We start from the raw sequence: 11,827 nt of genomic DNA on the forward strand, positions 1-11,827 counted from the left end.
GTCTGACCGACAAATGTCACTGTATTGTAATCAAAACCGCTCTAGACTCGGGCTTCCACTTTTCGTCTGTCCCCGAGGGTATCAGTATGAAGATCGTGGTTCGTCCCCTGCGCAAGTCCACCACCAGTGCCTGGCAGGTCTGCATCGACAAGCAGGCCATCACCTTTCTCAGCGAAGCCGATGCCCGCAGCTATGTCGCGACGCTGGAGGCACGCATCGCCGCGCCCCATCCGCTGCCCCTGCGCGAAGCGACGACAGGCCTGGCCGCGCCGCTCTAGGCTTCACGCCGCCCTGACCGTTGGTCTTGCGGATCACCCTGGCGCCGCTCGCTCAGCGGCGGGCCAGGGCGATTCATGGCTGTGCCGGCGCGAACGATTGGCTAGGCAGCTATCGAACATGTAACTTTTGCGGCCTCCACCCCATCCTACCCCTAGGCCCTGCGTTCGCAGGGACTCGCTGTCTGATGGATCTGGAACGCCCATGCTTGAACTCGCTGCTGCCTTCATCTGCTTCACCTCCCTGCTCACCTACCTCAACTACCGCTTCGTGGGCCTGCCGCCGACCATCGGTGTCATGGTCATCGCCCTGATCTTTTCGGTCGGTCTGCAGAGTCTGTCCTGGCTGGGCTTTCCCGGTCTGGAACACCGCATCGGCGAATTGCTCGGGCAGATCGACTTCAACGACCTGCTGATGAACTGGATGCTCGGCTTCCTGCTGTTCGCCGGCGCCCTGCACGTCAATCTCAAGGACCTGCGCGACTACAGATGGGCCATCGGCGGTCTGGCCACCCTCGGGGTGATCATCTCGACGGTGCTGATCGGCTATCTCAGCCACTGGATCTTCGGCTGGCTGGGCTGGCACGTCGACCTCCTCTACTGCCTGATCTTCGGCGCTTTGATCTCCCCGACCGATCCCATCGCCGTGCTCGGCATCCTGCGCTCGGCCGGGGCGCCCAAGTCGCTGGAGACCACCATCGTCGGCGAAGCGCTGTTCAACGACGGCGTGGCCGTGGTGGTCTATTCGGTGCTGCTGGGGGTTATCCAGCTGGGCGAGACGCCCACGGTCAACGCTGCGCTCTGGCTGTTTGCCGAGGAAGCCGGCGGCGGCATCCTGTTCGGCCTGCTGATCGGCTTCATCTGCTACTGGCTGATGCTGAGCATCGAGCAGCACCAGATCGAGGTGATGCTGTCCCTGGCCCTGGTGATCGGCGGCTCGACCCTGGCCAGCCACCTGCACGTCTCGGGTCCCATCGCCATGGTGGTGGCCGGTCTGATCATCGGCAACCTGGGTCGTACCAAGGCCATGAACGACTTCACCCGGCGCTACCTGGACGGCTTCTGGGAGCTGATCGACGAGATCCTCAACGCCCTGCTGTTCGCCCTGATCGGCATGGAGCTGCTGGTATTGCCCTTCAGCTGGACCCACCTGGGCGCGGCGCTGCTGGTAACCCTGGCGATCCTCTTCGCCCGCTGGATCAGCGTGGCGCCGGTGGTGCTGCTCAGTCCGCACTGGCGCAACATGACCCGGGGCACGGCGCGCATCCTTACCTGGGGCGCGCTGCGCGGCGGTGTCTCGGTAGCCCTGGCGCTGAGTCTGCCGGCCGGTCCGGAGCGGGATCTGATCCTGGCCCTGACCTACATCGTGGTGCTGGTCTCCATCCTCGGCCAGGGCCTGACCATCGGCCGGGTGGTCAAGAGCGTCACCGGCGGCGCCCCGGTCGCGCGCGAAGACCACCACTGATCCCAAAACGAGAGAACCCCGCCGTGGCGGGGTTCTCTGCGCAACAGCCGAGCGATCAGCGCGGCAGGTTGCGGCCGGAGAAGATCTCGCGCATCTCGTGCTTGAGGCGCTGGGTGATCTGCTGACGCTGTTCGGACGAGAGGCTGCGGGAGGCGTCGCCGAACAGGTAGTTGTCCAGTTCGAATTCCTTGAGCAGCATCTTGGTGTGGAACAGGTTGTCCTGGTACACGTTCACGTCGGTCATCTGATAGGCCGCGCGGGTGTCTTCGGACAGGTAGTTCTGGATCGAATTGATCTCGTGGTCGATGAAGTGCTTGCGCCCTTCGATGTCGCGGGTGAAGCCGCGCACCCGGTAGTCCACGGTGACGATGTCCGAGTCGAACTGGTGGATCAGGTAGTTCAGGGCCTTGAGCGGAGAGATCACGCCACAGGTGGAGACGTCGATGTCGACGCGGAAGGTGGCGATGCCGTCGTCCGGATGGATCTCCGGATAGGTGTGCACCGTGATGTGGCTCTTGTCCAGGTGGCCGAGAATGGTCTCGCGCAGCGGACCGGGCGACTCCTCGATCTGGCTCTCGGTCGGCTCGACCGGTTGCTCGGAGATCAGGATGGTCACGCTGGCACCCTGGGGATCGTAATCCTGGCGGGCGATGTTGAGGATGTTGGCCCCGATGATGTCGACCACGTCGGTCAGGATCTGGGTCAGACGCTCGGCGTCGTATTCCTCGTCGATGTACTGGACATAGGCCTGTTGATCTTCCGACGTCTCGGCGTAGCAGATGTCGTAGATGTTGAAGCTCAAGGTCTTGGTCAGGTTATTGAAACCATGGAGCCTGAGTTTGCTTTTCACGGTGGTAAAGCTCCCGTCGTGCGGTCTCTGACCGCGGTCCTGAATGCCCGTCAGTTGCGGATTGCGCAAGCTGCGTAGGGCGGCGAACACCTCTTCGCGATGGCGATTGGCTGTGCTTTCGGGGCCCTTGCCCCTTAAGAGCGGCGCATTATGCAGATCGGCAGCGGTTGGGGCCAGAGTCTGCCGGGCCCAGGTGATGAATTGATGTCGGCGGGAGGGAGATGACGCGGCCAGTGACGCCCGGGCGGGCGTCGCTGGCGGGGGTCAGGCGAGGTCGACGAGTTCGTAGCTGTGGCTGATCTCGACGCCGGCGCGGCCGAGCATGATGGAGGCCGAGCAGTACTTTTCCGCCGACAGCTCGATGGCGCGCTTGACCTGGGCTTCCTTGAGGCCGCGGCCCTTGACCACGAACTTCAGATGGATGCGGGTGAACACCTTGGGCTCGGTGTCGGCCCGGTCGGCTTCGAGGAAGGCCTCGCAGCTCTCTACCGGTTGCCGCGCCTTGCGCAGGATGCTGACCACGTCGTAGCTGGCGCAACCGCCCAGGCCGATCAGCACGGTTTCCATCGGCCGTACGCCGAGGTTGCGCCCGCCGCTTTCCGGCGGGCCATCCATGACCACCACATGGCCGCTGCCGGATTCACCGAGGAACATGGCCTCGCCTGCCCACTGGATGCGCGCTTTCATCGCTTTCGTCCTACTTATATATACAAATGGTGATCAGCTTAACATGCTGGATGGCGTAAACTGGTAAGCAGTGAAGGGTTATTCAGCTCGCATTTAAGCTGCGCATGTTCTTATCCGGTCTTTGAATTGGAACCGGCGCAGCCTGTGCATGCACCGGTTCGGACATCGGTGCCCCCGACTCAGGTTAGCTTTCAACCTCAGGAATCAGCATGGCCGCTATCATCCCACCCGCGAAGTTACAGCACATCGACAAGCTGCTAGCGCATTGCTCGCGTCGCCGTTACACGGCAAAAACCACCATCATCTACGCTGGCGACAACAGCGAAAGCCTGTTCTTCATCCTCAAGGGTTCGGTGACCATCCTCATCGAAGACGATGAAGGCCGCGAAATGATCATCGCCTATCTCAACGCCGGGGATTTCTTCGGCGAGATGGGTCTCTTCGCCAAAGAAGGCAGCGAGCCCGAGCGCAGCGCCTGGGTGCGCGCCCGTACCGAGTGCGAAGTCGCCGAGATCAGCTATGGCCAGTTCCGCGAACTGAGCCAGCAGGATCCCGACATGCTGTTCTCCCTCGGTCGCCAGATGGCCGAGCGCCTGCGCCAGACCACCCGCAAGGTCGGCGACCTGGCCTTCCTCGACGTCACCGGTCGCGTGGCCCGCACCCTGCTCGACCTGTGCAAGCAGCCCGATGCCATGACCCACCCGGATGGCATGCAGATCAAGATCACCCGCCAGGAGATCGGCCGCATCGTCGGTTGCTCCCGCGAGATGGTCGGTCGGGTCCTGAAGTCCCTCGAAGAACAGGGTCTGGTCCACGTCAAGGGCAAGACCATGGTGGTATTCGGCACCCGCTGAGCCCGTCCGCTAGCCCCTGCCTGCAGGCGGGGGCCACGGCCCCGCTCGTCCAGGGCTTCAGCTCTCGACCTTACGCGACACCTTTTCCACCCGCACCGTGGCCTTCTCGTCGACGGTCTTCTCTTCGCTCCCCTTGGCCTTGGGCTCACCCACGACGAAGTGGAATTCTTCGCCGTGCTTGACCGCACCATAGAGCACCGCCTTCTCGATCAGCTCGGTACCGCGCAGATGCCGCAGCATCAGCGGATCGCTGCGCAGATCGCGATAGAGCGCCAGGCACAGCAGCGCCATCACCACCACGAAGGGCAGCGAGACCACGATGGTCAGATTCTGCAGGCCATTGAGCGCCGCACCCGGATTGCCCGGGTCGCCGATGGCCAGCATGATCGCCGCCACCGCGCCGGTGAGGGCGCCCCAGAAGATCACCGTGCGCCGCGAGGGCTCGGTGGTACCGCGCTCGGACAGGGTCCCCATCACCAGGGAGGCGGCGTCGGCGCCGGACACGAAGAAGATCGCCACCAGCACCATGACCAGCACCGAAGTCACCGAGACCCAGGGATAGCTGGCCAGCAGGTCGTAGAGGGCGAAGTTGCTGTTCACCGCGCCGTCGACCAGGGTGAAGGCGCCCTGGCGCATGGCATCGATGGCCGCGCCGCCGAAGATGACGAACCAGACCACGCTGACCAGACTCGGCACTAGCAGGACCCCGGTGACGAACTGGCGGATGGTGCGGCCGCGACTGATGCGGGCGATGAACATGCCGACGAAGGGTGTCCAGGAGATCCACCAGGCCCAGTAGAACACCGTCCAGCTGGACAGCCAGTTGCCCATGGCCTCGCCTCCGCTGGCACTGGTACGCGCCATCATTTCCGGCAGCAGGTCGATGTAGTCGCCGATGGCGGTGGGCAGCAGGTTGAGCATCAGCAGGGTCGGACCGACGACGAAGACGAACACGGCCAGGGCCACCGCCAGCACCATGTTGGTGTTGGACAGCCACTGGATGCCCTTCTCGACCCCGGACACGGCGGAGATGACGAAGGCCACCGTCAGCACCGTGATGATGCTGATGTAGAGCAGCTTTCCGGGTTGCTCGATCCAGCCGTTGTGCTCCAGGCCGCCGGCGATCTGCAGGGCGCCCAGGCCCAGGGAAGCGGCCGAGCCGAACAGGGTGGCGAAGATCGCCATCATGTCGATGACGCGGCCGAGGGGGCCGTTGGCGTGCCTGCCGATCAGCGGGCGGAAGGCCACCGAGATCAGCTGGCAACGGCCGCGGCGATAGGTGCCATAGGCGATGGCCAGGCCGACCACGGCGTAGATGGCCCAGGGGTGCAGGGTCCAGTGGAACAGCGTGGTCGCCATGGCCACCTGCAGGGCGGCGCTGCTCTGTCCCGCGGCGCCGCCGGGTGGCGGATTGAGATAGTGCGACAGCGGCTCGGCGACGCCAAAGAACATCAGGCCGATGCCCATGCCGGCGCTGAACATCATCGCCACCCAGGAGAGAGTGCGAAATTCCGGTTGCTCGTCGTCGCGCCCCAGGGGGATCCGCCCATAGCGACTGGCGGCCAGCCAGATGACGAAGACGACGAAGCCGGTGGAGGTGAGCACGAACAGCCAGCCGAAATGGGTGATCACCCAGCCCTGGGCGGTCGAGGCGCTGCTGGCCAGACTGGCCTGGCTGACGAAGCCCCAGATCACGAAGGCCAGCGCGGCGATGCTGGTGACGCCGAAGACCACCCAGTCGGTGGTGCCGGCGAGTCGCCGATCCCGTCGCGCCTCCTCGGTCCGGGAGGGATCGGTGACGCTGATATCAAGTGTTTCGCTTTTTTCTTCCGTTGCCATGGTTCTCGCATGCCCTGGTTATGGATGGCCTGGTGCGGCGGAGCCCTGGTTCGTCCTGCGACGGCCAGCCGCCTCCGCGACTCGCCACGGTGCAACGAGTCGGAGGCCATTAACCGGGTTTATCCCTACAGAAACAAAGCCCTGCGTCGGCAGCGGGCACACGGAGGTCGTTCCCGCCGCCCGGGGTGGGCGCGAGTCGACCTGGATCACCCTGTGGAAAGAAAAAGGCCCCGGGGTTGTCCCCGGGGCCTGGTGCGGACGACCGAAGCCTCAGGCGTCCCTGAGCGGGAAGCGGCGATCCGGGAAGAACAGACGCTGCAGCTCCTGACCCGGTTCGTCGGCGCGCATGAAGGCTTCGCCGACCAGGAAGGCGCGCACCTCGTTGGTTTCCATCAGCTCCACGTCGGCGCGATTGAGAATGCCGCTCTCGGTGATCACCAGGCGATCCTGGGGGATGCGCGGCAGGAGATCTAGGGTGGCTTCCAGGCTGACCTCGAAGGTGTGCAGATTGCGGTTGTTGACCCCCACCAGCGGGGTATCCAGCACCGTCAGGGCGCGTTCCAGCTCGGCGCCGTCATGCACCTCGACCAGCACGTCCAGGCCAACGTCCTTGGCCGTGGCGGCTAGTTCGCCCATCAGGCCGTCGTCCAGCGCGGCGACGATCAGCAGGATGCAGTCGGCGCCGATGGCCCGGGCTTCCACCACCTGGATGGGATCGACGAGGAAGTCCTTGCGGATCACCGGCAGCTGGCAGGCGGCACGCGCCTGCTGCAGATAGGCGTTGCCACCCTGGAAGAAGTCCACGTCGGTGAGCACGCTCAGGCAGGTGGCCCCGCCCAGGGCGTAGCTGTGGGCGATCTCGGCCGGCACGAAGTGTTCACGGATCACGCCCTTGCTCGGCGAGGCCTTCTTCACCTCGGCGATGATCGCCGCTTCCTTGCGCGCCACCTGGGCCTGCAGGGCGCGGGCGAAGCCGCGCGGGGCGTCGGCGGCACGGGCCTGGGCCTCGAGTTCGGCCAGGCTGGTCCGTGCCTTGAGCTGGGCGATTTCCTCGGCCTTGCGGGCCAGGATCTTCTGCAACACGGTTGGCACACTCACGGGCGACCCTCCTCGCTATAGACGGATGTGAAATGGGCGAGCTCGTCCAGCTTTTCCCGGGCCAGGCCGCTGTAGAGCGCGTCGTGGGCCAAGAGTACCCCTTCATGCAGGCTGTGGGCGAGATCCGCGGCGTAGAGCGCCGCGCCGGCGTTGAGCACGATCATGTCGGCGGCCTTTTGCCCGGCTTCGGTCTTGCGCCGGCCGAGGGCGTCGCGGATCAGCGCCAGGGAGGCCTCGGGGCCGTCCACGGTGAGGCCGACCAGGGTCTGGCTCTTGATGCCCAGATCCTCCGGCAGCACCTGGTATTCGCTGATGCTGCCGTCCTTGAGCTCGGCGACCTGGGTCGCCGCGGCCAGGCTGAATTCGTCCAGGCCGTCGCGGGAGTGCACCACCAGCACGTGGTGGCTGCCCAGGCGCTGCAGCACCTCGGCCAGCGGCCGGCACAGCGCGGCGCTGAACACCCCGACCACCTGGTGCCGGACACCGGCCGGGTTGGTCAGGGGGCCGAGCATGTTGAACAGAGTGCGCAGCCCCAGGGAGCGGCGCGGCCCAGCGGCATGGCGCATCGCGCTGTGGTGCGACTGGGCGAACATGAAGCCGACGCCGACCTGCTCGACGCAGCGGGCGATCTGCGCCGGGGTCAGCTCCAGGTAGATGCCGGCGGCCTCCAGCAGATCGGCACTGCCGCTCTTGCCGGAAACCGCGCGATTGCCGTGCTTGGCCACCTTGCCGCCCGCCGCCGCGACCACGAACACCGAGGCCGAGGAGACGTTGAAGATGTTAGCGCCATCGCCGCCTGTGCCCACCACGTCGACCACATGGTCGAGGGTCGGCAGCACCACCGGGGTGGCCAGTTCGCGCATCACGCTGACCGCGCCGCAGATCTCGTCGATGGTCTCGCTCTTGATGCGCATGCCCATGAGGAAGGCACCGATCTGCGCCTCGTCGGCGCCACCGGTCATGATCTGGCGCATCACCGCCTGCATCTCGGCCACATTGAGGTCGAGTTGTCCGCTGATGCGATTCAGGGCCTGCTTGATGTCCATCTAGCGCCGTCCTCCCTGCTGCTGGAGAAAGTTGGCCAACAGATCATGGCCATGCTCGGTGAGAATGGATTCGGGATGGAACTGCACCCCCTCGATCATGAACTCGCGATGCCGCAGGCCCATGATCTCGTCCATGCTGCCGTCCGGATGCTGGGTCCAGGCGGTGATCTCCAGGCACTCGGGCAGGGTCTCGCGCTTGACCACCAGCGAGTGGTAGCGGGTCACGGTGAAGGGATTGGGCAGGCCGGCGAAGACGCCCTCGCCATTGTGGTAGACCGGGCTGGTCTTGCCGTGCATCGGCTCGCGCGCCCGCACCACCTCGCCGCCAAAGGCCTGGCCCAGACTCTGGTGGCCCAGGCAGACGCCCAGCACCGGCAGCCTGCCGGCGAAGCGCTCCAGGGTGGCCAGTGAGATGCCCGCCTCGTTGGGCGTGCAGGGACCGGGGGAGACGACGATGCGCTCCGGCGCCAGGTCGTCCAGCGCCTCGACCGGCACCTCGTCGTTGCGCACCACCTTGACCTCGGCGCCCAGCTCGCCCAGGTACTGCACCAGGTTGTAGGTAAAGGAATCGTAGTTATCGAGCATCAGCAGCATGGTGGATTCCTCAGACGGACTGTTCGGCAAGGGTGACGGCGCGGAACATGGCGCGACGCTTGTTGAGGGTCTCTTCCCACTCCAGCGCCGGCACCGAGTCGGCAACGATGCCTGCCCCGGCCTGCACGTGCAGTTCGCCGTCCTTGATTACCGCGGTGCGGATGGCGATGGCGGTGTCCATGTTGCCGTTCCAGGCCAGGTAGCCCACGGCGCCACCGTAGATGCCCCGCTTGACCGGTTCCAGTTCGTCGATGATCTCCATGGCGCGGATCTTCGGCGCCCCGGACAGGGTCCCGGCCGGCAGGATGGCGCGCAGGGCGTCCATGGCGCTCAGCTCGGGCTTGAGCCGGCCGGTGACGTTGCTGACGATGTGCATGACATTGGAATAACGCTCGATGACCATCTTCTCGGTCAGGGTCACGCTGCCGGTGCTGGAGACCCGGCCCACGTCGTTGCGCCCCAGGTCGATCAGCATCAGGTGCTCGGCCAGCTCCTTGGCATCGGCCAGCAGGTCGCGCTCCAGCGCCAGATCGGCTTCTTCGGTGGCGCCACGCGGACGGGTCCCGGCGATGGGGCGCACGGTGATCTCGCCGTCCTCCACCCGCACCAGCACCTCGGGCGAACTGCCCACCACATGGAAGTCGCCGAAGTTGAAGAAGTACATGTAGGGCGTGGGGTTGAAGCAGCGCAGCGCCCGATAGAGGTCGATGGGCGCTGCCTGGAAGGCGATGGACATGCGCTGCGAGGGCACCACCTGCATGCAGTCGCCGGCCAGGATGTAGTCCTTGATGCGCTGCACCGCGCCTTCGAAATCCTCGCGACTGAAGCTGGAACGGAAGCTCGGCTCCGGCCCGGCCGGGGCGGAAAGGTCCAGGCCGCGGCGCGGCACGATGGGCTGGCGCAGGCGGTCGAGGATATCGGCCAGCCGCGTCTGGGCGGCGTCGAAGGCCTCGGCCTCGTCCGGATCGGCCAGTACGATCGCGTGGATCTTGCCAGCCAGGTTGTCGAACACCACCACGGCATCGGACACCATTAGCAGGATGTCGGGCGTCCCCAGCGGATCGGGATTGGGGCAGGCCGCCAGGCGCCGCTCCACGTAGCGCACGCTGTCGTAGCCGAAGTAGCCCACCAGGCCGCCATTGAAGCGTGGCAGGCCGTCCAGGGTCGGCACGCGATAGCGCGCCTTGAAGGCTTCGACGAAGGCCAGGGGATCGTCGCAGTGCTCGATCACCTCGACCTCGCGACCGGCGTCGCTGACCACCACGCGGTGACCATGGACACGCAGGACGCGACTGCACGGCAGGCCGATGATGGAGTAACGCCCCCATTTCTCGCCGCCCTGCACCGATTCCAGGAGATAGGAATTGGGGCCATCGGCCAGTTTCAGGTAGATGGACAGCGGGGTATCGAAGTCAGCCAGGGTTTCGAAGGCCAGGGGAATGCGGTTATAGCCTTGAGCGGCCAGGCGCAGGAAGTCGTCGCGGGTCATGATCAGCCTCGTGGCGAGGAAAACGAAAGGTCGGGTGCACAGCGTGCCGGTCTGATACCGGCAGGGACGAAATCAGGCGCGCCAGCGCCAACGGGCCAGGGCCTTGATGACTTTCATCCATGCTCGCGAGGAGCCTGTGCGGGTGACCACCACGATGCGATCTCTTGCTCTTGGGGCGGGGTGAAGGGCCACGTTAGCCTAGCCGGCGCGGCATGGCAACCGGCCGGCCACCTCGGCGCGCTAGATGAACAGTTCGCGCAGATCGTCGACGACCAGATCCGGCTGCTCGCTGGCGATGGGCTCGCCATGGTTGTAGCCATAGCTGAGGGCCACGCAGCGCACCCCGGCGGCGCGGGCGGCGCGGATGTCGTTGCGCGAATCGCCGATGAACAGGGCCTGGCCGGCCGCCACCCCCGCCTGCTGCATGACCCACAGCAAGCCCGCCGGATCGGGCTTCTGCTGCGGCAGGGTATCGCCGCCGACGATCCAGTCGAAGTCGCCCAGGCCCATGTCGGCCAAGAGCGGCGCGACGAAGCGCTCCGGCTTGTTGGTGATCACCGCCAGGCGCACGCCCAGGGTGCGCAGCAGCGCCAGGCTGTCCAGCACGCCGGGATAGACGCGGGTCAGGGCGTGGCTGCCGCCATAGAGCTCCATGAACAGCGCCAGGGCCTCGTCGGCGGCGGCATCGTCCACGGCGTCATGCCGCATGTCATCCGCCAGCGCCCGGCGTACCAGTACCCGGGCGCCATTGCCGATCCACAGCCGCACCTTGTCCAGTCCCGCCGGCGCGCGGCCCAGGCGCTCGAGCATGGCGTCCACTGCGGCGGCCAGGTCCGGCGCCGAATCCAGCAGGGTGCCGTCGAGGTCGAACATCACCAGGGCGGGCGGATGCCCGCCGCCAAGGCGTACCAGGGCGCTCATACCGACTGGGCCTTGGCCAGTTCGGCGCGCATCGCCTGGATCACCGCGGCATAGTCGGGCTGGCCGAAGATGGCCGAACCGGCAACGAAGGTATCGGCCCCGGCACGGGCGATCTCGCCGATGTTCTTGACGTTGACCCCGCCATCGATCTCCAGGCGGATCGGCCGGCCGGAGGCGTCGATCAGGGCGCGTGCCTCGCGCAGCTTGTCGAGGGTGCCGGGAATGAATTTCTGGCCGCCGAAGCCGGGGTTGACGCTCATCAGCAGCACCATGTCGATCTTGTCCATAACGTACTTCAGGGCATCCAGCGAGGTGGCCGGATTGAACACCAGGCCGGCCCGGCAACCGCCGTCCTTGATCAGCTGCAGCGAGCGATCGATGTGCTCGGAGGCCTCGGGGTGGAAGGTGATGTCGGTGGCGCCGGCCTCGATGAAGTCGCCGATGATGCGATCCACCGGCTTGACCATCAGATGGACATCGATGGGCGCGGTCACGCCATAGTTGCGCAGCGCCTTGCAGACCATGGGGCCGATGGTGAGATTGGGCACATAGTGGTTGTCCATCACGTCGAAATGGACCATGTCGGCACCGGCGGCGAGGACCTTGTCGACTTCCTCGCCCAGACGGGCGAAATCGGCGGACAGGATCGAGGGAGCGATGGCGAAGGGTTGCATGGGATAGCCTCGGCGAAGGTTAAGTGGCGGCATTG

The 11,827-nt window shown here is 65.7% G+C and carries 12 protein-coding genes; 3 read left to right on the top strand and 9 right to left on the bottom strand.

The features are described from left to right. Positions 1-86: 86 nt before the first annotated feature. Both EC839_RS11750 and EC839_RS11755 read left to right on the top strand, forming a co-directional pair. Positions 87-278 (top strand): hypothetical protein, encoded by a 192-nt coding sequence (locus EC839_RS11750; RefSeq protein WP_007159719.1) that lies wholly within the window; start codon positions 87-89, stop codon positions 276-278. 202 nt (positions 279-480) lie between these two features. Then, positions 481-1,740, top strand: coding sequence for a sodium:proton antiporter (locus tag EC839_RS11755; protein WP_007159720.1), 1,260 nt, complete (start codon positions 481-483; stop codon positions 1,738-1,740). Positions 1,741-1,795: 55 nt separating this feature from the next. Here EC839_RS11755 and speD read toward each other — a convergent pair whose 3' ends face one another. Further along, positions 1,796-2,590: an adenosylmethionine decarboxylase gene (speD, locus tag EC839_RS11760; protein ID WP_007159721.1), complete on the bottom strand. Its 795-nt coding sequence runs from the start codon at positions 2,588-2,590 to the stop codon at positions 1,796-1,798. Between the two features lie 264 nt (positions 2,591-2,854). Next, positions 2,855-3,277 carry an OsmC family protein gene (locus tag EC839_RS11765; RefSeq protein ID WP_007159722.1) on the bottom strand — a complete coding sequence of 141 codons (423 nt, stop codon included), beginning with the start codon at positions 3,275-3,277 and terminating at the stop codon, positions 2,855-2,857. 209 nt (positions 3,278-3,486) lie between these two features. Here EC839_RS11765 and crp point away from each other — a divergent pair, with 209 nt between their 5' ends. After that, positions 3,487-4,131 carry a cAMP-activated global transcriptional regulator CRP gene (crp, locus tag EC839_RS11770; RefSeq protein ID WP_007159723.1) on the top strand — a complete coding sequence of 215 codons (645 nt, stop codon included), beginning with the start codon at positions 3,487-3,489 and terminating at the stop codon, positions 4,129-4,131. Between the two features lie 57 nt (positions 4,132-4,188). Here the strand turns inward: crp and EC839_RS11775 are convergent, their stop codons facing one another. The 7 genes from EC839_RS11775 to rpe form a co-directional block, all read right to left on the bottom strand. Beyond that, positions 4,189-5,970, bottom strand: coding sequence for a BCCT family transporter (locus EC839_RS11775; protein WP_007159724.1), 1,782 nt, complete (start codon positions 5,968-5,970; stop codon positions 4,189-4,191). 270 nt (positions 5,971-6,240) lie between these two features. Next, positions 6,241-7,068 (bottom strand): indole-3-glycerol phosphate synthase TrpC, encoded by an 828-nt coding sequence (trpC, locus tag EC839_RS11780; RefSeq protein ID WP_007159725.1) that lies wholly within the window; start codon positions 7,066-7,068, stop codon positions 6,241-6,243. Then, positions 7,065-8,114, bottom strand: a complete 1,050-nt coding sequence (trpD, locus tag EC839_RS11785; protein WP_007159726.1) for an anthranilate phosphoribosyltransferase — start codon at positions 8,112-8,114, stop codon at positions 7,065-7,067. Before trpD ends, trpC begins: the two co-directional genes overlap by 4 nt. After that, complete coding sequence (locus tag EC839_RS11790) at positions 8,115-8,708, bottom strand: aminodeoxychorismate/anthranilate synthase component II (RefSeq protein ID WP_007159727.1); 594 nt, start codon at positions 8,706-8,708, stop codon at positions 8,115-8,117. Between the two features lie 10 nt (positions 8,709-8,718). Next, on the bottom strand, positions 8,719-10,197 hold the full coding sequence (gene trpE / locus EC839_RS11795) for an anthranilate synthase component I (protein WP_007159728.1): 1,479 nt from the start codon (positions 10,195-10,197) through the stop codon (positions 8,719-8,721). Between the two features lie 240 nt (positions 10,198-10,437). Next, entirely contained in the window at positions 10,438-11,118 is a 681-nt protein-coding gene (locus EC839_RS11800) for a phosphoglycolate phosphatase (RefSeq protein WP_007159729.1), read from the bottom strand. Then, positions 11,115-11,792 carry a ribulose-phosphate 3-epimerase gene (rpe, locus tag EC839_RS11805; protein ID WP_007159730.1) on the bottom strand — a complete coding sequence of 226 codons (678 nt, stop codon included), beginning with the start codon at positions 11,790-11,792 and terminating at the stop codon, positions 11,115-11,117. The genes EC839_RS11800 and rpe overlap by 4 nt, the downstream gene beginning before the upstream one ends. Positions 11,793-11,827: the final 35 nt, after the last annotated feature.

Source organism: Pseudomonas sp. JUb52, assembly GCF_004341115.1.
In the GTDB taxonomy this organism is placed as follows: Bacteria; Pseudomonadota; Gammaproteobacteria; order Pseudomonadales; family Pseudomonadaceae; genus Chryseomonas; species Chryseomonas oryzihabitans.